This is a genomic window from Ruegeria sp. YTSC199 (assembly GCF_059609725.1).
Window position 1 is genome coordinate 58,556 of record NZ_JBXWMF010000012.1, and the last position, 21,060, is coordinate 79,615.

At 56.3% G+C, this 21,060-nt stretch carries 21 protein-coding genes; 13 read left to right on the forward strand and 8 right to left on the reverse strand.

What is annotated here, in order from left to right:
• Positions 1-314: 314 nt before the first annotated feature.
• Entirely contained in the window at positions 315-941 is a 627-nt protein-coding gene (locus AC2FEE_RS13065; protein WP_496865763.1) for an adenylate/guanylate cyclase domain-containing protein, read from the forward strand.
• Between the two features lie 133 nt (positions 942-1,074).
• On the opposite strand, the gene AC2FEE_RS13070 is transcribed toward AC2FEE_RS13065, so the two are convergent.
• The gene (locus AC2FEE_RS13070) at positions 1,075-1,842 is read right to left on the reverse strand and encodes a DUF5765 domain-containing protein (protein ID WP_496865764.1); all 768 of its coding nucleotides are present in this window, start codon (positions 1,840-1,842) and stop codon (positions 1,075-1,077) included.
• Between the two features lie 73 nt (positions 1,843-1,915).
• Between AC2FEE_RS13070 and AC2FEE_RS13075 the strand changes: the two genes are divergently transcribed.
• Together AC2FEE_RS13075 and AC2FEE_RS13080 are read left to right on the forward strand one after the other, a co-directional pair.
• On the forward strand, positions 1,916-2,737 hold the full coding sequence (locus AC2FEE_RS13075; RefSeq protein ID WP_496865765.1) for a class I SAM-dependent methyltransferase: 822 nt from the start codon (positions 1,916-1,918) through the stop codon (positions 2,735-2,737).
• A gap of 113 nt (positions 2,738-2,850) precedes the next feature.
• On the forward strand, positions 2,851-3,888 hold the full coding sequence (locus AC2FEE_RS13080) for a fatty acid desaturase (protein ID WP_496865766.1): 1,038 nt from the start codon (positions 2,851-2,853) through the stop codon (positions 3,886-3,888).
• 280 nt (positions 3,889-4,168) lie between these two features.
• Here the strand turns inward: AC2FEE_RS13080 and AC2FEE_RS13085 are convergent, their stop codons facing one another.
• The 5 genes from AC2FEE_RS13085 to AC2FEE_RS13105 form a co-directional block, all read right to left on the reverse strand.
• The gene (locus AC2FEE_RS13085) at positions 4,169-4,429 is read right to left on the reverse strand and encodes a DUF6525 family protein (RefSeq protein WP_496865767.1); all 261 of its coding nucleotides are present in this window, start codon (positions 4,427-4,429) and stop codon (positions 4,169-4,171) included.
• Entirely contained in the window at positions 4,426-5,061 is a 636-nt protein-coding gene (locus AC2FEE_RS13090) for a DUF1826 domain-containing protein (RefSeq protein ID WP_496865768.1), read from the reverse strand. Before AC2FEE_RS13090 ends, AC2FEE_RS13085 begins: the two co-directional genes overlap by 4 nt.
• Positions 5,058-6,272, reverse strand: coding sequence for a GTP-binding protein (locus AC2FEE_RS13095; RefSeq protein WP_496865769.1), 1,215 nt, complete (start codon positions 6,270-6,272; stop codon positions 5,058-5,060). The genes AC2FEE_RS13090 and AC2FEE_RS13095 overlap by 4 nt, the downstream gene beginning before the upstream one ends.
• Positions 6,265-7,386: a CobW family GTP-binding protein gene (locus AC2FEE_RS13100; protein WP_496865770.1), complete on the reverse strand. Its 1,122-nt coding sequence runs from the start codon at positions 7,384-7,386 to the stop codon at positions 6,265-6,267. The genes AC2FEE_RS13095 and AC2FEE_RS13100 overlap by 8 nt, the downstream gene beginning before the upstream one ends.
• Before the next feature lie 230 nt (positions 7,387-7,616).
• Positions 7,617-8,723 (reverse strand): zinc ABC transporter substrate-binding protein, encoded by a 1,107-nt coding sequence (locus tag AC2FEE_RS13105; protein WP_496865771.1) that lies wholly within the window; start codon positions 8,721-8,723, stop codon positions 7,617-7,619.
• 56 nt (positions 8,724-8,779) lie between these two features.
• Between AC2FEE_RS13105 and AC2FEE_RS13110 the strand changes: the two genes are divergently transcribed.
• The 3 genes from AC2FEE_RS13110 to AC2FEE_RS13120 are packed head-to-tail and all read left to right on the forward strand — an operon-like array spanning position 8,780 to position 10,832.
• On the forward strand, positions 8,780-9,292 hold the full coding sequence (locus tag AC2FEE_RS13110; RefSeq protein ID WP_496865841.1) for a transcriptional repressor: 513 nt from the start codon (positions 8,780-8,782) through the stop codon (positions 9,290-9,292).
• A 2-nt stretch (positions 9,293-9,294) separates the two neighbouring features.
• Positions 9,295-10,035, forward strand: a complete 741-nt coding sequence (locus AC2FEE_RS13115) for a metal ABC transporter ATP-binding protein (RefSeq protein ID WP_496865772.1) — start codon at positions 9,295-9,297, stop codon at positions 10,033-10,035.
• Positions 10,035-10,832 carry an iron chelate uptake ABC transporter family permease subunit gene (locus AC2FEE_RS13120; RefSeq protein WP_496865773.1) on the forward strand — a complete coding sequence of 266 codons (798 nt, stop codon included), beginning with the start codon at positions 10,035-10,037 and terminating at the stop codon, positions 10,830-10,832. Before AC2FEE_RS13115 ends, AC2FEE_RS13120 begins: the two co-directional genes overlap by 1 nt.
• A gap of 350 nt (positions 10,833-11,182) precedes the next feature.
• Here AC2FEE_RS13120 and AC2FEE_RS13125 read toward each other — a convergent pair whose 3' ends face one another.
• Positions 11,183-12,259: a hypothetical protein gene (locus tag AC2FEE_RS13125; RefSeq protein WP_496865774.1), complete on the reverse strand. Its 1,077-nt coding sequence runs from the start codon at positions 12,257-12,259 to the stop codon at positions 11,183-11,185.
• 361 nt (positions 12,260-12,620) lie between these two features.
• On the opposite strand from AC2FEE_RS13125, the gene AC2FEE_RS13130 reads away from it, so the two are divergent.
• The 6 genes from AC2FEE_RS13130 (at position 12,621) to AC2FEE_RS13155 (ending at position 19,915) form a co-directional block, all read left to right on the forward strand.
• A complete protein-coding gene (locus tag AC2FEE_RS13130; protein WP_496865775.1) occupies positions 12,621-13,850 on the forward strand; it encodes an alpha/beta hydrolase family protein in 1,230 nt (409 codons plus the stop codon).
• A gap of 599 nt (positions 13,851-14,449) precedes the next feature.
• Positions 14,450-15,121 (forward strand): Crp/Fnr family transcriptional regulator, encoded by a 672-nt coding sequence (locus tag AC2FEE_RS13135; RefSeq protein ID WP_496865776.1) that lies wholly within the window; start codon positions 14,450-14,452, stop codon positions 15,119-15,121.
• A 103-nt stretch (positions 15,122-15,224) separates the two neighbouring features.
• The gene (locus AC2FEE_RS13140) at positions 15,225-15,437 is read left to right on the forward strand and encodes a YgaP family membrane protein (RefSeq protein ID WP_496865777.1); all 213 of its coding nucleotides are present in this window, start codon (positions 15,225-15,227) and stop codon (positions 15,435-15,437) included.
• A 46-nt stretch (positions 15,438-15,483) separates the two neighbouring features.
• Positions 15,484-16,368 carry an MBL fold metallo-hydrolase gene (locus AC2FEE_RS13145; RefSeq protein WP_496865778.1) on the forward strand — a complete coding sequence of 295 codons (885 nt, stop codon included), beginning with the start codon at positions 15,484-15,486 and terminating at the stop codon, positions 16,366-16,368.
• A 21-nt stretch (positions 16,369-16,389) separates the two neighbouring features.
• Positions 16,390-18,069: a bifunctional protein tyrosine phosphatase family protein/NAD(P)/FAD-dependent oxidoreductase gene (locus tag AC2FEE_RS13150; protein ID WP_496865779.1), complete on the forward strand. Its 1,680-nt coding sequence runs from the start codon at positions 16,390-16,392 to the stop codon at positions 18,067-18,069.
• Positions 18,070-18,154: 85 nt separating this feature from the next.
• A complete protein-coding gene (locus tag AC2FEE_RS13155; protein WP_496865780.1) occupies positions 18,155-19,915 on the forward strand; it encodes a SulP family inorganic anion transporter in 1,761 nt (586 codons plus the stop codon).
• Between the two features lie 21 nt (positions 19,916-19,936).
• Here the strand turns inward: AC2FEE_RS13155 and AC2FEE_RS13160 are convergent, their stop codons facing one another.
• The gene (locus tag AC2FEE_RS13160) at positions 19,937-20,551 is read right to left on the reverse strand and encodes a TetR family transcriptional regulator C-terminal domain-containing protein (RefSeq protein WP_496865781.1); all 615 of its coding nucleotides are present in this window, start codon (positions 20,549-20,551) and stop codon (positions 19,937-19,939) included.
• A gap of 144 nt (positions 20,552-20,695) precedes the next feature.
• On the opposite strand from AC2FEE_RS13160, the gene AC2FEE_RS13165 reads away from it, so the two are divergent.
• Positions 20,696-21,055 carry a cupin domain-containing protein gene (locus AC2FEE_RS13165; RefSeq protein ID WP_496865782.1) on the forward strand — a complete coding sequence of 120 codons (360 nt, stop codon included), beginning with the start codon at positions 20,696-20,698 and terminating at the stop codon, positions 21,053-21,055.
• Positions 21,056-21,060 lie beyond the last annotated feature (5 nt).

Below are 21,060 nucleotides of genomic sequence, written 5' to 3' on the forward strand. Positions count from 1 at the left end.
TCCTCAACACTATGTTTCGATACGCGATTTCACATGGATGGATGTCGCGGCCCGCTGTGCTCTAACCTCTTTTTGGAGTATGTATCCGGTGAGGCACAAGCCTAGCGTGCGCTAAACCAGCCGCTGTTAACATCTCATTAACATTTGCGTCGCGGCTTGTTGACAATATGCAAGTAGCCTGCTGTGCAAATACCTTATTTTGTGGTGCACAAATGCTGAATACTTCTTTTTCAATTATTGAGCCTGTTGATTACCCTGAGATGCCCGAGCCGTTGAGTCCTTGGAAGAACCTTGGTTCTTTGGGTGTGATAGATATGAACCGAGACAATCCGTCGGTTGTAAAAAGGTTTCCGACCCAGCCGGGCAAGACCCAGTCAGATCAAGGCAACCTGATTGACCAGACTTTTGAAGAGAACATTTCGCTTTGCTCTGGAGAAAGCGAAAACGACAGTCTCCTGATCACGATCATGATGACCGACGTAGTGAATTCGACCGAAATTATTGCACGCCTTGGCGATGCGAAATGGCGGGACATCATGGACTGCCTTGATGCGGCCGCAATCCGGACCGTTGCCCAGCACGACGGTTCGTTAATCAAACTGATGGGGGATGGGTTGCTCGCGGCATTCCCGCGACCCAGTGCTGCGATGGCCTGTGCCCGGGAGTTTCAGGCCGCGGCAAGTAAGTCTGGCCTCAAGATTCGCACCGGGATTCACGCGGGCGAATGCTTGCGAACCGTGAACGACGTGACCGGAATCGCGATTGCTATTACGGCCCGTGTTCTCAGCCTCACACCGGGCGGACATGTCTGGGTTTCCAGCACCGTACGTGATCTGGTTCTTGGATCAGGTCTGGAATTCACCAAGATGGGGTCAAAACCGCTGAAGGGGCTGTCGGAAGAATGGGTTCTTTATCAACTGGTTGAGGAAGATACGGCATAAGGCCGCGTCGGTTTGGGTTTTCGACTCTCAAAAGCTCAAGGGGGGGTCTGAGTGTTCGGCGCAGAACGCGTTCAGATCGCAAGCATAATGAGGGGAGAAATGGTGATGCGCGGGTGAACGGGTTGTTCGGTTTCTAGAGTGTTCTTTTGTATCTACCGTTCACCCTGCGCAGCACATCCCATAACGGCCAGGATTTCACGAACAGGAATTCCCGTAGCGGCGTGAAGACAATTACCATCACAATTCCAAGCGAGAACAGACACCAAATGGCGGGAATTTCCGTTGGGCTGGATGCTGTTGCCCAGGCCAGCGTCGGTCCGATCAACAGCTGAAAACCTGCTACTTTCCACGCCCCCAACAAGGCCGGAAGTATGAACATCACGGTGAAGTAAACCGGGAAATTCAGATCGTATTGCCGCCCGAATATTGTGGCGGGCAGGCGTTCTCCAAGGTCGTTCAGCGGCAAGTGCCAGCCGATATGCCAGCTTTCCTTTTTCACGCACAGGTGGTCGCTGCACAAAAGTCGGCCGGGTCTGCACGCGCCGGCCCATTCGAAGGGATAGATTTGTATCAACAGATACGCTCCGGTCAGTGCGCCGATGCCCAGAACAACCGGCGTGATCATTCGGCGCACGTCGCTGGGGATGAAATAAAGCGCCAGGATACAGGTAAACAATGGCTGGAACGCTATGTGTACATAAGCCAGCAGTGTAGCGACCTGGTTCTGGGGCAGGGCACATTGGCCTTCCACCGAATAGGAATACCCCTGTAGCACCTCTATCGCGGTAAAATACACCAGCGGAGACCAGAGCAAGGCGCTGTCGCCCTGACGTATTGCCTTTACTGTGGCGACGACCCCCACGGCTGCGATCGTATAAGAAGCTGGCCCACTCCAACACATTGTTCTATCAATTTCCGAAACTTACCATGTCGGGATCAGTATGCATTCGTTGAACCGCCGAGAAAGGCCTTTTTTGATCGATGAGGTTCTGGACGATTTCGCAAGGTTCGATTTTCCGTTGAAAGAAATCTGGCTTAGCGCCGCTCGGTTTCATTTCCAAAACCTCGACCCTGAGATTGCAGCCCTGCCGCCGGGCGCGCGTGCGCTTGAAGTCGGTTGCGGCGCCGGAATACTGCTTACGTTACTGGGGCAAAGGCACCCAAACGTCAGCCTGGAAGGGATCGAACCTTTTGCCGAAGGTTTTGAGGCAATGGAAGGTGTACTGCAACATGCCCAGGGATTGGGTGCCAGGATACACCGTTCGGCCTACGAGGATTATGACGCCTCACAAGCGTATGATCTGGTCTATCTGGTCAACGTGCTGGAGCATCTTCCGGACTGGAGGCACTTTTTGGATAGGTTGCCGCGACTCCTGAAACCAAAAGGGCGCTGCGTCGTGCTGTGCCCTAACTATGGGTTCCCTTACGAGCCGCATTTCAACATCCCTGTAATCGGCTCAAAGGCGACCACCGGGCGACTGTTCCGACGGCGCATTGACTGGGTCGAAGATACCTATGGGGTTCATGGTCTGTGGAACAGTCTGAACTTTGTCCGGTTGTCCGAGATCAAGCGGCATCTGTCAGGGCTACCGCTGAACTTGCGTGTGCGGCACGAGATAACGGACCGGATGATCGACCGGTTCAACACCGATCCTGTGTTCCAGAAGCACATCGGAGTGTTCAACAAGGTTGGGCGCACAGCAAAGGCACTTGGCCTAACGCAAGTGTTTCGCCTCGGGCCTGTTGAAAACATTCAGCCTTACATGTTTCTGGAGTTTTCCCGCGGATCCCAGTGATATAAAGTCCTGTCCGCGCGATCACCGCACCAAGACAGGTTTTGTTACCAGGCAATCGATGGGTGGCCCGACACTTGCTAAGATCAGGTTGTTGATGGCACAGTGCTTCCAAATTGGCAGATTTTACGCAGCGATTAAGTATGAACTCGATCAAAGTTCCGCGCGAGTTTGCACAAGCAGACGATTGGTCGGCCTGCAAAGCCTTGGCGATCAGTGTGATTATTGTCGCGCTTGGGTTGGGTGTTCCCGTCGTCTTTGCCGGATCCTGGTTGGCGCTGATTGGTGGCGCGCTTCTCTTCGGAGCAGGTATTCTGAGGCTTTACTCGATCCAGCATGATTGTGGGCACTATAGCTATTTCTCGGATCGAAAACTGAACGATCTTCTCGGCAACTGCCTGTCGATTTTTTCGGGAATTGCGCACAGTGTCCTGAGGTACAATCACAATTTACACCACTTGCACCTCGGTGATCTGGAGCACCGTGATGTCCACGAGGTTTTTGTAATGACACGGCGCGAATATGAGGCCGCGCCCGTTTCCCAAAAACTGTTCTATCGCATCTACAGGCATCCGATCACATTGTTCCTTCTTGGGCCGCTGCTGGTCTACTTTGTTCAGTACCGCTGGCCCAGAAATACGCTGAAAGTCAGTGTTCGGGATGTGTTGCTTCAGAATATCGCAATGTTTGGATTTTGGTTCCTGGTGATTTCATTCTTGGGGTGGTGGGCGTTTTTTGCCCTGATCCTGGGGAGTGTCTTTGCGGGCAGTTTTGGCATTTTCGTCGTCTACGTTGGTCACAATTTCGAAGAAACCTATTGGCGGGATTCAGGTGAAAAAAACGCTCATGCCGCGGCTTTGAATGGTGCAAGTTCACTCCGGCTGGGAGTTCTTGTTGATTTTGTACTCTTGAATTTTGGGTTTCACGATCTGCATCACTACAATGCAAAGATCCCGTGCTATCGCCTGAAGGAATGCAATGACGCAATAGCCGATGAATGGAACAGCGCGGCCATAGGGCTGAAGGACTCTGTGGATTGTTTGCGGTGGCGACTATGGGATGAAGATGCGAACAGAATGATACCGTTTCCACAGTCTTTCCGACACGACATCCACTTGGGATTGGTCAATTCACAGGGATCACGCCAGAGGTAATCTCAGCAAAATTGTTTGGTGCCCATCAAGTCCAGGGTGCAAATCATTTGCAACAACCCACTGGGCATAAAGATCCTGCAGGCATCGCCGACCCGTGCGCCTGTTTTGGCAGTGATAAAATCCGCCTACCGGTCAGTGTTGATACATGTATCACCTGGGCATGGCCAAGACCACTTTAGCACAGCAGGATCCATCAAGCACATACTGACCATCGCTGCACCATTTGCCCGATCCGCCTGTGGGTAAATTGGCGATAGGCCCCATCATCATCCGGTGGTGATCACATGGCTGTCGCTTTTACCGTGTCTTTTGCTAAGAGCACAGACTCAAGGCGTCTCAACTCCTCCAGCGCATGCCTTTGGTCACCCGTCCGAGCCAGTGCATTGTTGTAGGCTCGAAGAACTGAGCGTGGACGCCAGGGCAGGGAGGCTTGCGCCACCCACGCGCGTAAAACTGGGGGAAGGCGGTCGAATTCGCGCATCGGGTCCTCTCGGCGACGCCGTTTCCGGAGGTTTGTCTGACCAAGATTGCGGCCCATCATTCGGCCTCGTCGATGTCAAAAACCGGATCCAGTACAAGAATCAGACGCGTTTCGCCCGTACCCGCGATCGGTGGCGAGCGATGCACCAGGCCGACGGGTGGATTCTGCGGCCAGAGTGTGCCGCGCATGACCATCGGCGCGCCGGTCGGGACAGTGAAAACCCGCTTTGGGTCTGCGCCATCTGTCGAAATTCCGTATTGTGTGCCTGTGCCCCGATAGGTGCAGATCAGGCGGGCATAGATTGCGTCGATGTGGAACTTCCGGCAGGCGTTGGTGGTGATCGTGTCCAGACGTAGGCGCAATAAAGGCGCGCGCATCATCTTGGCGAAATGTGCGGCTAAATCGGCGATATCGTTCTGGAACCAGCTGCGCTCAGCCGTGTCTTCCATACCCGCGATGTCGCATAAATGCTGTGCGGCATTTGGTATTGCCTCCGGACGCAGGATGAGCCGCGCGCTGGGAAGTTTTGATGGGTCGAGCGCGTCGACCCATGCCTGAAACCCGATACCAGGCTGACGCCGCCAGATTGTCGCGGCGCATCCCGGCATTTCGATTTTTGCCAGTCCTTCGGGGGTGTCGGCAACACCGACACCCACCGCCGCATCTTTCAATTCTGTTCGGACAGAGTTCACGCGGCATCCTCCACCCGGCGCCACAGCGGGAACGGATCGGGCAGATCAGTTGGCAGATTGTCCGGCCCGGGTGCGACGACCTCTGACAGCAAACAGGCGTCGAGCCGGGATTTCAGCACCGGCCAGCCGATACCCGCTCCGATGAAGACGATCTCTTGCCGCCGGTCGCCCCATGGCTGGGTCCAATGCTGTTTGATGTAGTCCAGCACCGACGGGTGGTCGGGCCACTGGCTATCCGGCACGGACGCCCACCAGGTGCCGATCGGTTGAACGCTCGAAAGGGCGCCCGCGAGGGAAAACTCAGCCACCCATTCAGGCCGCGTCGCAATCCAGAAATGGCCCTTTGCTCGGATCACACCGGGCAAGTCTCCGTTGAGCAGGGTCAGAATTTTCTCGGGCTCAAACGGCTGTCGTGCGCGGTAGACATAGGACGAAACACCGTATTCCTCGGTTTCCGGAACATGGTCGGCGAAACCGTAGAGCTCTTTGGCCCACATTGGGTGCTGATGAGCCACTTCGAAATCGAACAAGCCGGTGTCCAGAATGGTGTCGCTGTCGACGTCGGAATGGTTTGTCTCCAAGATAACTGCGTCCGCATTCAGGCTACGGATAATCTTTCGCGCGGCATCGGTACGTTCCGGCCCGGCATCGTCGATCTTGTTGAGAATGACCACGTCTGCAAATTCGATCTGATCCGTCAGTAGATGCACCAGAGTGCGCTCATCGTCTTCGCCCATTGTTTCGCCGCGGTCATGCAGGAATTCATGGCTGGAGAAGTCCTTGAGCAGGTTCACGGCATCAACGACCGTAACCATGGTGTCAAGGCGGGCGACATCGGAGAGGCTGTTGCCATCCTCGTCCCGGAAATCAAAGGTTGCAGCAACGGGCAGGGGTTCCGAGATACCCGTGGACTCGATCAGCAGGTAGTCGAACCGGCCTTCAGCCGCCAGCCGACGTACTTCATCCAGCAGGTCATCGCGCAGGGTGCAGCAGATGCAGCCGTTCGACATCTCGACCAACGTTTCATCGGTGCGGCTCAACTTGGTTTCGGCGCGCACCAGGTCAGCGTCGATATTCACTTCGGACATATCGTTGACGATCACGGCAACACGTCGGCCTTCACGGTTGTTCAGCACACGGTTCAGCAGGGTGGTTTTTCCGGCCCCGAGGAAGCCGGACAGGACGGTGACGGGAAGACGGGTATCAGTCATGGCTCAGAAGTTCTTCCTTCGTTGCGGTGTTGGGTTGATGGGCGCGCAACATGTCGAGGCTGCGCTTCAGTTCGGGACGGCTGAGATCACGGGCAATGACCACGATGCGCGAGCGGCGGTCATCCCCGATCCAGTTTTTCAGCGGAACAGGCGGGTCGAAGATGTGCTGTACGCCGTGAAATACGAATGGCACCTCGATGCCTTCGAGGAATACAATTCCTTTGACGCGCAGAATGTCAGGGCCCTTCAGCGCAACCAGGGTGTCCAGCCAGTAGTCAAAAACCGAGTCCTTGATCGGTACATCCAGAATGATCGAGGCGGAACTGATCCGGGGATGATGATGTGTCGGTGCAAAAGTCACCGGTTTGGGCTTGGACAGCCCGGACAGGTTAGCAAACGGGCCTGGCTTGGCGGAAGCGGTCGGCGTCGCCCATAGGATTGCGTCTTCCTGAGCTACACCCTTGCGCAAGCCACTCAACCTCCAGAGTTTATTTGGATCGAACTGGCCAGCGACGGGGCACTCGATCCGGGCTGTGGGGTTGAGCGCATTCAATCGCTTGGCAAAGGCATCCGCTGCCGCCTTGGAAACAAGATCGGTTTTGCTGAGCAGGATCAGATCGGCCATTGCAACTTGTGAGACCGCTTCGAACTGCGCATCCAGAGTCTCGGGGCCATTGGCTGCATCTACGACGGTCACCAAGCCATCCATGCGGGTTCTGCGCCCCAGTTCGGGATCAATCAGTAGCGTCTGCAGGATGGGGCCGGGGTCAGCAAGACCCGTCGTTTCGATTACAATTCGTTCAAACTTAAGCAGCCCGTCGTCCCGCCGCTCGATTAAATCTGCGATGGTTCCGGCCAGATCCCCCCGAATGGAACAGCACAGACAGCCGGATTGCATCAGGATGACCTCATCCTCAACGGATTCGATCAAATCATGGTCCAGCCCGGCCTCGCCGAATTCATTCACGATGACCGCGATTTTCCCGGTAGATGACTCTGACAGTACCGCGTTCAAGAGCGTTGTCTTCCCCGCACCCAGAAAGCCCGTCAGAACAGTGACAGGTAACCGTCTGTCTTTTGTTAGGTCTGCGTCTTGTGCGTCCTGGGAAATCACCATTCTCTCCTATTTTCATTATGTGATATCATAACAAAAAGAAAAAAAACAACACAAGCTGTCCAATGCACTGTCACAACGCGGGCTAAAACATGCAGGTGGAAACGAAACCTAATGCGCCTTGGGAATTGATGCAGGGGCGCAGTCGGTTGGAGTATGGCATCCGGTTCGTCGCGTGCAGTAGGAGGTGGTTGGCCCGGCCGAAATCGCAACTTCAGCCGGGCTGCGGTTTAGAGGCACTCGGCCAGTGTATGCGCCATGTTGCGGATAACTTGCGGATAGAGTTCCGCGCCGGGCTCAAGATCAGAACCAAGTGGGTCCATTACCCCGGTGTTGGCTTCGATGCCAGACAGAACGGTTGCAACGATTCCGGGGTTGAACTGCGGTTCGGTCATGACGCAGTCGATACCCTCTTCGCGGATACGGTCCTGAATTTCGGCAATACGCGCCGGGCTTGGGTCGGATGCGTCGCTGAGGGAAATCGCGCCCGAGGCCGGGAAGTTGAATGCATCTTCGAAATACTGGTAGGCGTCATGGAACACGATGAAGCTGCCGCCACGGACCGGCTCCAGAGTCTCTACCACTTCGGCAGAGAGTGCCGCCATTTCTTCGCGTGCAGCCGCGGCATTTGCAAAATACGCACCCGCGTTGTCCGGATCAGCTGCCGATAGTTGCGCCGCAATCACGTTCAGCCATGTTTCTGCGTTTGCCGGAGACAACCAGGCATGGGGGTCATGGTCGCCATGTGCGTGATCGTGGTGATCATCGTGCCCTTCGTTTTCAGCATGATCTTCGTGATCATGGTCATCATGGTCATCATGGTCATCATGGTCATGATCGTCGTGCTTGGCGTGATCCTCGTGATCATGCTCGGCATCATGACCGTGATCATCGTGGTCGTTGTGATCATGTTCATCTTCGTCCGCATGCTCACTATCTTCGGCATGCTCGTCGCCGCGGTCATGATCATGCGCCTCGAACAAGACGTTTTCGCGGAAATCCAGGCGAACCGTGCCGTCCGAGTCAAGCAACGATGTGACGGTTGCGCCATCTGCGAGGGTCCCGACCGCGTCTTGCAGCCAAGGTGTCAGGTCTTCGCCGATCCAGAACACCAGATCTGCCTCTTGCAGTGCGGCGGCTTCCGATGGGCGCAGGTTGTATTCGTGGGGCGAGCCACCCGCCTGGATGATCAGGTCAGGTGTTCCAACACCGTCCATTACGCGGGCGACCAGCGAATGGACCGGCGCGATATCGACGGCTACGTTCGGAACATCCGCCATGGCCGTTCCACCCATAAGTGCAGCCGAGATCGATACTGGGAGAAGCTTTCTGGACATCAGACCCTCTGTGTGATTTTATAACGTTACGAGCCGCATACATGATATGGAATAACATGACAAGTGACGCGCAACCCATGCCAGTCGACAAGATGGCCCCGGTCGGGTTTCAGGAACATGATCACGAGCATTGCGTTGAGACCGCGCTGGCCACAGCGGAAGCCCACTGCAAACAGGAAGGGCTGCGTCTGACCCCGGTGCGACACAAGGTTCTGGAGATGTTGCTGCAAGAGCATAGGGCGCTTGGGGCCTATGCCATCCTTGACCGATTGCGCGACGCGGGTTTTGGATCTCAGCCTCCGGTGGCTTACCGGGCCCTCGACTTTCTTGTTCAAAACGGATTTGTGCACAAGATCGAACGTTTGAACGCATTTGTCGCCTGCTCAAATCCTGGCGCAGCCCATTCTCCGGCCTTCATGATCTGCAGAAAATGCGATGCCGTGGCTGAGGCTCAGTCGACCCCGGCCAAGGGCGTTTTGGGGGCGGCAGCGCGTGCAGCGGGTTTCGAGATTGAACGAACGGTTGTAGAAGCCGAGGGGCTTTGCCCAGACTGCACCGAAAAGGCGTAGAAATGACACTTATTACCGTTGAGAATCTCAGCGTGCGCTATGGTGCAAATACCATTCTACGCCATGTGGACATGGCAATAGAACCTGGAGAGATCGTAACCATTGTCGGGCCAAATGGCTCGGGCAAAACCAGCCTGTTGCGGGCTATCATCGGTGCAACCAAGCCATTCGTGGGGACCGTTTCCCGCAAGCCTGGTCTGAAGATCGGCTATGTCCCGCAAAAACTGCATATCGATCCGACCCTGCCGATCTCAGTTGAACGTTTCATGGGCCTGACCCACCGTGTTTCACGCAAAAGCTGCGCCGAGGCGCTTGAGTCGGCTGGTGTGCCTGATCTTTTGCAACGTCAGATGTCGCAATTGTCCGGCGGGCAATTTCAGAGGGTTTTGCTGGCCCGTGCTCTGATCAATCGGCCGGATATCCTGCTCTTGGACGAAGCGACCCAGGGGCTCGACCAGCCGGGTTCAGCTGCGTTTTATCGCCAGATCGAAGATGTGCGGCGCGAAACCGGCTGTGCCATTCTCATGATAAGCCACGAATTGCATGTGGTCATGAGTGCCTCGGACCGGGTGATCTGTCTGAACGGGCACGTCTGTTGCGAAGGGTCGCCCGCCGTTGTCGCTTCAGCCCCGGAATACCGTGCGCTGTTCGGAACCGGTACCGGTGGTGCGCTGGCTCTTTATCGTCATGATCATGACCACGATCACGACAGCTGTGACCACTCTCAGGAAGCTGCGGAATAATGCTTGATGATTTTATGACCCGCGCGACACTTGCGGGTGTTGGCGTTGCCCTTGCCGCAGCCCCGCTTGGGTGTTTCGTCGTCTGGCGCCGGATGGCGTATTTCGGAGACGCAACGGCCCACGCGGCAATCCTTGGTGTCGCCCTTTCGCTGACCTTTCAAATGTCGATCTTCACCGGGGCACTGGCTGTTGCAATGGTCATGGCGCTGACCGTCACCCTGTTGGCCGGTCGTGGCTATGCGATGGACACGCTATTGGGGGTCTTGGCCCATTCCGCGCTGGCTTTTGGCCTTGTGGCGGTTTCGTTTCTGTCGGGCGTTCGCATTGACCTGATGGCATATCTCTTCGGCGATATTCTTGCGGTTTCACGCGCTGACCTTGTGGTGATCTGGGGCGGTGCTGCGCTTGTCGTAGCGCTGATTGCGTGGAGGTGGTCTCAACTGTTGACCGCAACATTAAACGAGGAATTGGCCTATGCCAGCGGGTTTGACCCCAAACGCGAGCAGTTGATCCTGACGCTTTCTCTGGCTGTAACCGTGGCCGTGGCGATCAAGGTGGTGGGAGTTTTGCTGATCGCGGCGATGTTGATCATTCCGGCTGCTGCGGCGCGCAGCCTTGCAAAGTCCCCGGAAACCATGGCTATGATTGCCGCCGTGATCGGCGCGTTTTCCGCTGTTGCGGGGCTGAGGGCTGCTTATGTGTTCGATACACCTGCGGGCCCGTCTATTGTCTGTGTCGCCGCGATCTTGTTTGGTTGCTTTAGTCTGGTTGGTTGGCAGACACGGCGCCAAATTTAAGCCGCCTGGACAGAAGAGCACTCGGCGTGGACCGCTTCTTGAGGTCGAGGAGCATGTTGGGTGTCGATATGACGACTGTCATGTCCCGACACCACTCTGACATCAAAGAAGGGGATCAAGCGCTGCGACGCAACCCAACGGAGCCAACCAAGCTGTGTTCCGGATCGGATTGCAAATTGGATGCGGCTGTAGACGCTGACACTGTTCAAGGCGTCAACCACAGCTGTCAGCTATATAAGCTTCGGGCAGGGGGCGGCAGGTGCTGGGTGTATGGCAACCCGTTGCCTTTGTCCGATTGCTGATGCCAGTTTCAGTCCCGGCAAGCTGTCAGAAAAGCTTAAAGTGCGAATTCACTTTCGTGGCGCAAGCTTGGTTTGGATAGCGAACCGCGTTATCGGATCGGTGTCTTCCTGTTCCAATAACGCTTCGAGTTGATCGTCCAATCGCGTCTCACCCCAGTCACGTGAAGCAATCACGATATCCAGCGCCAACTCGCTGTGGTTTTTCAATACTCGCGAGAAAATCCGGATGATCTGCTCTTGAAGCATTGGTGACGCGGTACCGCCATCCGCCAGCGCACGAACAAGAGCGCGCCGATATTCCAGATTTCGGTTCCCGGTACCAAACGCATCGGCGGCGGCGTCTACCGCCTTCGGCCCATCAACTTCTATCCCCGCCAGTGTCCATTCGTATAAATAGCTGCTGTCTGTGCGCAAGGCGCGGGGGTAACGTGAGCGAACAAACGCGACAGCCTGGGGATCGTGTGTTTGCAAGCCCAAAAGGCGAATGGAAACTGGGACAAATCCGATGCGATTGATATCGCGCAACTCTTGCAGCAGTTGATCTATCGGAACCTTTATTCGTAACGATCGAACAAGCTCATACGGAGCACGATCGATTTCAATCAACGCGGAATCCCGCAATATCCTGTCTTCGTGAGAGATATACGCGGCAAAAAACGCGATCCGTTCGGCTGGGCCGACACTGCCCGGCTGCCAGCCCTCTTCTGCAGATATCAGAGTTTTTAGAAAACGTGCTCTCTCCGGGGTAAACATGAAAATCCGGCGCCATTTTCGGGACAGGCTGCGCCCCGCGTCATCTTTCTCCGCCGCCCCGTATGTCAACAGGAAAGCTTTTTGCGGGTCAGCCCGAAAGGCGGCCCGTGTTGTGCTGTCGATCAGAAAGGGAATCTCGGGCAATCTTGCGAGGTCCTGTGCCGTTCCTTTAAGTATTTCTTTTGGAACAAACGTAAACGGGTTGTCCGGTCCTGGTCCGGCCAACACAATGGCATCAGCAGAAAGCAAGTGATCGGCAAGGGATGCTTCGGGCATCGTTATGCACACCGAACACGCGTCAGCGGGTCGGGTAGCAACAACGTTCGCGGCTAAGGCACCAATGACCAGAAGGAGTATTCTTGCAAAGCGCATCAATCCACCCCGGTAGGATCGTCGAATATCGTCAAGCCTGCAGATCGGGTTTGCGATCGGGCATGTCTGACTGGGTCAGCCGGATGATCGCAGACCCATGTCCTTTTTCATATCCCTAATGCATCAGGTCCAGCACAGCGTCGGTGATCCGGTAAACACATCGTTTCCAGCCAGGCTGCAAGCCAGGCCCGCAACACTCAATTGGTCCAGCACCCCGCGCGCTTTGCCGCGTACTGAACCAAGGTGATCCGACCCAGTTACACCATATGGACGACAAGCAATCCACTGCGGTACCGGCAGGTGCAGCCGCGTTTTGAAACCAGCTCTGGATCGCCCATGCTGCGCGGCGTAGGATTTAGAGATGTTGAATTTTCTTGGGCGAGTTTTCGTTGTTTCAACCTTGCTCACCGAAATGTCGGGCGCGCAGGAAACTATGTTCGTGGGCGATGTTCCACTGCCCGACGATGCGGTTTCTTACGAGCGGGTGGATGTGCCGTTCTCGGGGACGTGGGTCGGGAAGTTTGACAATCGAAAGAAGCACATATTCATTGTTGAAAACCTTGGACATGACGGCCGTGCGGATGTCATTTATGCGGTGGGGAATGACCTGAAAAACCGGGGCCGTTGGTTCAGGCGCAAAGCAAGGATCGAAGGCGGTACGTTGGTCTTTGCCGATGACGGTTTTCCCGCTCGCTATTGGCTTTCGGCTTCGGGGCGTTTGCGCGGTGTATTCGCGGACAACAAGGGTTTCGCAGTCCTCGAGCGTCAAAACCTGTCGGAACTGCTGGCCTCTCCGGCGAATGACTGGTTTTCGATTGGTGAGCTTGAATTTCTTCAGACAGGGTTGGTTGAAGACGGCAATAACATCCGGCTCGCCGTTGTCGTTTATCGCCCGACAGGAGAAGGGCCGTTCCCACTTGCGATTGTCCATCATGGGTCAACCGGTCGGGGCACGGACCCGAATGACTTTGGGCGGATCTGGTCATATGACTGGTTTGCGGATGTTCTGAATGCGGATGGCTGGTTGGTTGCGTACCCACAAAGACGCGGCCGGGGCGGTTCCGATGGATTGTATGATGAAGGCTTCGCCGAAGACAGATCGCTAGGGTATTCCCGAGATTCTGCCCTGTCCCTTCCGGGGGCCGAAAGGGCACTGGCCGACGCAAACGCTGCATTGTTGGCGCTGCGTCAAAGGCCGGATGTAGAAACAAGCAAAGCCTTGCTGGCCGGCATGTCGCGCGGGGGTGTGGTTGCGATCATGCAAGCCGGACATGCCCCGCAGGATTTTGCGGGTGTGATCAACTTTGTCGGGGGCTGGGTGAATGAAATACATGGTGATCCGTCGATCAACCCAACCTTGTTCAGGCGAATCGGATCTTTCGGCGGTCCGGTCCTGTCGATCTATGGTGAGCAAGACTCGCATTACAGCGTTGAACACTTTAGTGCAAATCTAGCTGAAATGGAGGTGCTTGGCGCCGATAGCCAGCTCCATTTGGTCAAGCTTCCGGGCTACGGAGACGGACATTGGGCTCTATACGTGCCGACCCTGTGGGAAGAGGTCGTTGCCAAGTTTCTCGAAAAACTTGAGTGACTTGCGTAGATCTTGTCGCAAACTTCTAGGAAGTATGGAAACTGGCTGAAATTTACTGAGTTCAGGCGGCTAACTTTATGAACTGTTTGAATGGGCATTATCCAACTCCAAACTGTCCCTTTCGGACCGCGCGTACAATTTCAGTCCCAACTATTTTACAGAGGCGGACTCAAACAATTTGAGTCCGAACATCGGGCGAATTCGGGCGCAGATGCGGGTCGTGGGCACGAAATCCGCTAAATCCGGCTGGCGTTTCGGCGGTGCTTTTGGCGATCAGGTTTGTCTGGCTTGACGAAATCCTGGGTTTTCTGTTCGGGGATCCTCAACTGCAGCACTCGGTTCCACTCAAAGGGTGTCCGAGGGCACCCCGAACCCGAAAAAGAAAACGAGAATTCGTAGTCGCGAACGAAATCAGGGCCGCGCCATAATGCCGGCTTACCGGAATCCCTGTATCTCTGCTATCGGCACAAGACTAAGGACCTTTTCGATTCATCAGGGATTTGCCTGAATGGTTTACATTGGGCTGCAGATACGCTTTCACCTTAACGAATGCGTATTATTGTGGAACGTCCCAAGCCACCATAGATGAGCAGGAAGACATGGATCACGCATGGATCGACAAATTCAAAGGCCTGAGCCGTTTGCCTGAAGACATTCGGGCAGAGCTTGTCGCAGGCAGTCAGGTCGTTTCCTTGCCAGCGGGCACTCAGGTCTTTGCGCCGGGCCAGACGGCGGACAACCTATTGCTGTTGCTGGACGGCACCGTACGGGTGCAGCAGAAATCGGATACCGGCCGAGAGGTCTTTTTGTACCGGGTTCATGCCGGTGAAAGCTGTGTTTTGACCACCGCCTGCATGCTGGCGTTCGAGGACTATTCGGCCGACGGGATTGCCGAAACGGACATTACTGCCGTGGCCATCCCGCGAAATACCTTTGACGGCCTGGTCGCAAAATCTACGGTTTTCCGCGAGTTTGTCTTCACCGCCTATTCCCGGCGGATCACCGATCTGTTCACACTGATCGACGACATCGTTTTTCAGCGCATGGATGTACGTCTGGCCGCGCGATTGCTGGAGCTTGCGGACGGAAACAACGTTGTGCACGCAACCCATGCCATTCTGGGCACTGAACTGGGAACCGCGCGCGAAGTGGTCTCTCGTACCTTGTCTGAATTCCAGCGCCGCGGCTGGGTCGAGCAGGCCCGCGGCGAGGTCCGCCTGACCGAACGAGAAGGCTTGGAGCATATGGTGAAAGCGGCCAGTGCCGCCTGAACCCTTCTGAATTGCGAAATCTCACGGCTTTGGTGATCAAGTCACCAAAGCTCAGCTTCTGTCTGTGCGATTGAACGTCCATCGATTCTCGATGGAGTGAGACATGACCACAAATATGGGAAAAATTGATCGCGCCCTGCGCATCGTGATTGCCGCAGCCCTGGCCTATGCAGCCTTGGGAACAACCATGCTTGGCACCGGCGCCCTGTTCTGGCTGGCGTTGATCATCGCAGCGGTTTTCACGGTGACGACCTTCGTGGGGAACTGCCCGCTCTACCGCATCATCGGCCTGAAAACCTGCAGTGACTGCGGATAACTGAAGCGGTGGCCACACCCTGAATACGACCCGGAGGAGACAACACATGACGACCTATCCCGTGAACATGGCCGTAAAACCTGACGTTGTTGCGTTTTTTGACGCAGCTACGAATACCATCAGCTATATCGTCAAAGACCCGAGCTCGAACGCCTGCGCCATCGTCGACAGCGTTATGGATATCGATTATGCGGCGGGCCGCATCACCTTTGACCATGCGGATGAACTGATCCGTGTGATATCCGAAAAAGGGCTAAAGCTGGAGTGGATCATCGAAACCCATGTTCACGCCGATCACCTCTCTGCGGCGCCATACATTCAGGAGAAATTGGGGGGCAAGATCGGGGTCGGCGCCAAGATTACCGTGGTGCAGGATACGTTCGGAAAGGTTTTCAACGAAGGCACCGAGTTTCAGCGTGACGGGTCGCAGTTCGATGCCCTGTTCGAGGATGGCGACACCTACATGATCGGCACCATGCAGGCCTTTACCATGTACACGCCCGGTCACACGCCGGCCTGCATGGTTCATGTGATGGGCAATGCAGCTTTTGTCGGCGACACGTTGTTCATGCCCGACGGTGGGTCGGCCCGGGCTGATTTTCCGGGTGGAGATGCAGGCGTTCTATACGACTCGATCCAGAAGGTTCTGGCCCTGCCCGATGAGACCCGGCTGTTCATGTGCCACGATTACGGGCCGAACGGGCGCGATATCGCTTGGGAAACCAGCGTGGCCGAAGAAAAGGCTCACAACATCCATGTCGGCGGCGGCAGGACGAAGGAGGAGTTCGTCAGGTTCCGCACCGAACGGGACGCCACGCTTGCCATGCCCAACCTCATCATCCCATCCCTGCAGGTCAACATGCGGGCCGGAGAGGTGCCCACCGACCCGGACGGGAACCCGATGCTCAAAGTGCCGGTCAACGGTCTGTAAGTCGCAAAAGGGAGGAGAGCCATGGAACTTCGTACCATATCGCCAAAGTTCACGGTCAGCCCGCAGATTACGGTTGATGACGTCCAGACCATTGCGGCACAGGGGTTCCGCGCGATCATCTGCAACCGGCCGGATGGCGAAGGCGCAGATCAGCCCTCGTTCAAGGAAATTGCCGCCTCAGCCGAGGCTGCGGGGATTGAGGCCCGCTATGTTCCCGTGCAGTCCGGCATGGTGAAAGACCAGGACGTTTCGGCGTTTGGCGAGGCGTTGGAGGATTTGCAACGCCCGGTGCTGGCCTATTGCCGAACCGGAACGCGCTCGGCCACGCTGTGGTCGTTTCACGAGGCCAAGAAACGGCCGATGTCTGAGATACTGATGGCCACCAAGGCGGCCGGCTATGACATGAACGGCGTGGCCCGCCGTATTGCCAATGGTGGCAAAACCCCTACCGATACAGGGGATGCGCATTTCCAGGTGGTGATTGTCGGTGCGGGTGCGGGCGGCATTTCGGTCGCTGCCAGCCTGAAGTCGCGGCAACCCGATCTGGACATCGCGGTGATCGACCCCGCCGATATTCACTATTATCAGCCCGGCTGGACCATGGTGGGCGGCGGCATCTTCGACGCCCAGACAACGGCGAAAACCATGGGCAGCCTGATCCCGAAAGGGGTCCACTGGATCAAGGCCGCTGTCGCCGCGTTCGAGCCGCAGAACAACGCCGTCGTTCTGGACGGGTGCCGGGTGGTGACATACGACCGTCTTGTCGTGTGCCCCGGGCTGAAGCTGGATTGGGGCAAGGTCGAGGGACTGGAAGAGACTCTGGGCCGCAATGGCGTGACGTCGAACTACCGCTATGACCTTGCGCCTTACACTTGGCAACTGGTGCAGGAGATGAAGGAGGGCAGGGCGCTCTTTACCCAGCCGCCGATGCCGATCAAATGCGCGGGCGCGCCGCAAAAGGCCATGTACCTATCGGGAGATGCCTGGTTTCGGCGCGGTGTGCTGAAAGATATCGACATCCAGTTCATGAACGCGGGCGGCGTGCTTTTCGGGGTCAAGGACTATGTCCCGGCGCTGGAACGTTACGTCGAGAAATACGGTGCCACGCTGAACTTCTTCCACAATCTGGTTTCGATCGACGGACAAGCAAAAAAGGCGGTTTTCGAAGTGGTCAAACCGGACAGTGACCCAGGCAGGATCGAGGTCGAGTTTGACATGATCCATGTTTGCCCGCCCCAGACCGCCCCTGATTTCGTGCGTGTCTCACCACTGGCGGATGCCGCTGGCTGGGTCGATGTGGATCAGTCGACGCTGCGCCACAAGAGCTATGACAATATCTGGTCGCTTGGCGACGTTATGAATGCGCCCAATGCAAAAACCGCCGCTGCGGCCCGCAAACAGGCTCCGACCGTTGCTGGCAACATCGTGGCCGATATTGCCGGACGCTCGGCGGTGGCGCAGTATGACGGCTATGGGTCCTGTCCGCTGACAGTTGAGCGCGGCAAGATCGTGCTGGCCGAATTCGGTTATGGCGGCGCGCTGATGCCAAGTTTTCCGCGTTTCCTGATCGACGGCACACAGCCGAGCCGCATGGCATGGTTCCTGAAGGAAAGCCTGCTGCCACCGATTTACTGGAAGGCCATGCTGCGCGGCAAGGAATGGATGGCACGGCCCGAGAAGCTGAGGGTCTCTCCAGAGTAGGGATTGAAACTGCCTGCGTTTTTGAGCGCAAGGACATGCGGGCGGTGTCGGTAGCACTGCCCGCTTAAAACGCCGGAAAGATTAGATGATCAAACACCTCCGCCACTATGCCCCTGTTCTGGACTGGGGCCGAACCTATACGCGCGGTGCCTTTTCGAACGACCTTACTGCGGCATTGATTGTGACGATCATGCTGATCCCGCAATCGCTGGCCTATGCTTTGCTGGCCGGGTTGCCTCCCGAGGCAGGGATTTACGCATCTATCGTGCCAATCGTGCTGTATTCGATTTTTGGCACCAGTCGGGCGCTGGCCGTTGGGCCCGTGGCGGTGGTTTCACTTTTGACGGCAACAGCCATCGGGCAGGTGGCCGAACAGGGCACGGCGGGATATGCTGTTGCGGCGCTGACGCTGGCCTTTTTGTCCGGCGGATTCCTTGTGCTGATGGGCGTTCTGCGCCTTGGTTTTCTAGCCAATTTCCTCAGCCATCCGGTAATTGCCGGGTTCATTACGGCATCGGGCATTCTGATCGCGACCAGCCAGGTCAAGCATATACTGGGGGTCAGTGCACATGGACACACGCTGCCGGAAATGTTGGGTTCGATCTTTCGCCACCTGCCCGAGGTCAATTGGGTGACCTTGGTAATCGGAGTTTTGGCGACCGGTTTTCTGTTTTGGGTCCGAAAAAACCTCAGACCGTTTCTGAATCGTCTGGGTGTACCCCCGGTGCTGGCCGATGTTCTGACCAAAGCCGGGCCGGTCGCAGCCGTGGTCGCTACGACTTTCGCCGTCTGGGGGCTCGACTTGGCCGCCGAAGGCGTGCAAATCGTCGGGAGCGTCCCCCAAAGCCTGCCGCCCCTGACCTTGCCGGGGTTTTCCACTGAGCTGATCAGGGCGCTTGCTGTCCCCGCCATCCTGATTTCGATCATAGGTTTTGTCGAAAGCGTCTCTGTCGCGCAAACTCTGGCGGCCAAAAAACGTCAGCACATAGACCCGGATCAGGAATTGATTGGTCTGGGCGCCGCAAATCTGGGCGCCGCCTTTACCGGGGGGTATCCGGTCACCGGTGGTTTCGCCAGATCGGTTGTCAACTTCGATGCCGGTGCGGAAACGCCAGCGGCGGGCGCTTTCACTGCCATCGGTCTGGCCATCGCCGCGGTTGCGTTGACACCTTTGGTCTTCTTCCTGCCCAAGGCAACGCTGGCGGCGACCATCATCGTCGCGGTTCTCAGCCTTGTGGACCTAACCATCCTGAAGAAGACATGGAGTTATTCCCGGGCTGACTTTATCGCCGTTGCGGCAACTATCCTCCTTACACTGGGTTTGGGGGTCGAAGTTGGTGTGGCGTCCGGTGTGGCGATCTCGGTTCTACTGCACCTCTACAAGACCTCACGCCCGCATGTGGCCGAGGTTGGGCTTGTCCCCGGTACCCAGCATTTCCGGAATATCCTGCGTCATGAGGTAGAGACCGTGCCCGCACTGGTGACGCTTCGCGTTGATGAAAGCCTGTATTTCGTGAACGCGCGTTTTCTGGAGACGTTGATTCAGAGCCGCGTGACCGAAGGGAGCGCGGTTCGAAACGTGGTGCTGATGTTCTCAGCGGTGAACGAGGTGGACTTTTCAGCCCTGGAAAGCCTTGAGGCGATAAACCACCGGCTGACTGACATGGGGGTAGGTCTGCATCTGTCCGAAGTCAAAGGTCCGGTCATGGACAGGTTGAGTCGAACGCATTTTCCCAAGATGCTGAATGGTCAGGTTTTCCTTTCGCAGTATGATGCCTGGAAAAGCCTTTCTCACAGCGATACATGCATCGGTGAACCGTCAAGGTTGTCCTCGGTGGGCGGGTAATTCCCGACGCCGGTTCATCCCTCAATTTACGCGCGCCGGGTCCGGACCGTTTGTTTGGTGTGCTGAAAGAGCCTGTTCCGTTAAAGTGGCCACCAGATTCTGCGCGGCATTCAGATCGACGGGCTCGACGCGGGTTGCGTGTTGCAGCCACACTCCGTCAATCAATGCGACGATCATGCGCGCAACGTGCCCAGCCTCAATTTCGGTATAGAGCGGTGCGATTGCTAAACGAACAACGTCAAGGTTCCGCTGTTGATAGCGCAGCAGTTCCTGATGGCAATCGGCGTCCGACCCGGCAAGGCAATACAGCGTCAGCCAGACCGACGACAGCCGTTTGTTCGATTGCTCGGGCGCCAGCGCCATGCGCACCAACGACAGAACCTTTTCCCGGGGCTGGGTTTCCTGTGCTGCGATCAGATCCAACTGTTCCCCGTAGGACGCCACCGCATGGCGGATTGCCGCAAGCAGCAGCCCCTGTTTGGTGTCGTAATAGTGGCAGACCAATCCGGCTGAGACACCTGCCTGACGCGCCACATCCCTGATCTTCAGCGAACAGAACCCCTGATCATTCAGCACATCCATGGTGGCCTCGATGATCTGGAGCTTGCGGGTTTCAATGTCTGACAAACGTGACACGGGTTGAAATCTCCTGACTTCGGGCACTTTTAGACGGCACTTGGGGCGAAAGCCAGAGGCATCATTGAACAGCGATTCAATATTTTTGTTGAACCGCTGTTCAATCATTGTTAGCCGTTCTGAAACTTGAACCCGGAGGCCTAGATGATCCGCGCCATCAACCTGACCGATGCCGAGGCACATGCTCTGACGGCTGACCCTCGCCAGATGATAATGAGCGCGCCCGAGGTTTCCTCGCCGCAGGAATGGGAAAACCTAGTAATCGATCGTGCGTCGGACGAGGTGCGCGTTGGTACCTGGAAGTGTGAGCCTTACACGGATCAGATCGTTGACTATGCTTATGATGAGTTCATGTACATGATCGCGGGAACGGTCGAGTTGATCTACCCAGACGGCAGCTCTGACAGGTTTGGACCCGGTCAGGCATTCCTGTTGCCCAAGGGGTTCACGGGCACGTGGAAACAGCCCGAAACAGTTGTCAAATTCATGGCAATGATCCGCTGAGCCGA

Excerpts from the sequence above, each read along its gene's own strand:
- AC2FEE_RS13135 (WP_496865776.1), top strand. The coding sequence starts at position 14,450 with ATGGATCACGCATGGATCGACAAATTCAAAGGCCTGAGCCGTTTGCCT.
- AC2FEE_RS13115 (WP_496865772.1), top strand. The coding sequence starts at position 9,295 with ATGACACTTATTACCGTTGAGAATCTCAGCGTGCGCTATGGTGCAAAT.
- AC2FEE_RS13150 (WP_496865779.1), top strand. The coding sequence starts at position 16,390 with ATGGAACTTCGTACCATATCGCCAAAGTTCACGGTCAGCCCGCAGATT.
- AC2FEE_RS13095 (WP_496865769.1), bottom strand. The coding sequence starts at position 6,272 with ATGACTGATACCCGTCTTCCCGTCACCGTCCTGTCCGGCTTCCTCGGG.
- AC2FEE_RS13085 (WP_496865767.1), bottom strand. The coding sequence starts at position 4,429 with ATGATGGGCCGCAATCTTGGTCAGACAAACCTCCGGAAACGGCGTCGC.
- AC2FEE_RS13105 (WP_496865771.1), bottom strand. The coding sequence starts at position 8,723 with ATGTCCAGAAAGCTTCTCCCAGTATCGATCTCGGCTGCACTTATGGGT.
- AC2FEE_RS13140 (WP_496865777.1), top strand. The coding sequence starts at position 15,225 with ATGACCACAAATATGGGAAAAATTGATCGCGCCCTGCGCATCGTGATT.
- AC2FEE_RS13165 (WP_496865782.1), top strand. The coding sequence starts at position 20,696 with ATGATCCGCGCCATCAACCTGACCGATGCCGAGGCACATGCTCTGACG.
- AC2FEE_RS13110 (WP_496865841.1), top strand. The coding sequence starts at position 8,780 with ATGACAAGTGACGCGCAACCCATGCCAGTCGACAAGATGGCCCCGGTC.
- AC2FEE_RS13120 (WP_496865773.1), top strand. The coding sequence starts at position 10,035 with ATGCTTGATGATTTTATGACCCGCGCGACACTTGCGGGTGTTGGCGTT.
- AC2FEE_RS13155 (WP_496865780.1), top strand. The coding sequence starts at position 18,155 with ATGATCAAACACCTCCGCCACTATGCCCCTGTTCTGGACTGGGGCCGA.
- AC2FEE_RS13125 (WP_496865774.1), bottom strand. The coding sequence starts at position 12,259 with ATGCGCTTTGCAAGAATACTCCTTCTGGTCATTGGTGCCTTAGCCGCG.
- AC2FEE_RS13070 (WP_496865764.1), bottom strand. The coding sequence starts at position 1,842 with ATGTGTTGGAGTGGGCCAGCTTCTTATACGATCGCAGCCGTGGGGGTC.
- AC2FEE_RS13130 (WP_496865775.1), top strand. The coding sequence starts at position 12,621 with ATGTTGAATTTTCTTGGGCGAGTTTTCGTTGTTTCAACCTTGCTCACC.
- AC2FEE_RS13065 (WP_496865763.1), top strand. The coding sequence starts at position 315 with ATGAACCGAGACAATCCGTCGGTTGTAAAAAGGTTTCCGACCCAGCCG.
- AC2FEE_RS13145 (WP_496865778.1), top strand. The coding sequence starts at position 15,484 with ATGACGACCTATCCCGTGAACATGGCCGTAAAACCTGACGTTGTTGCG.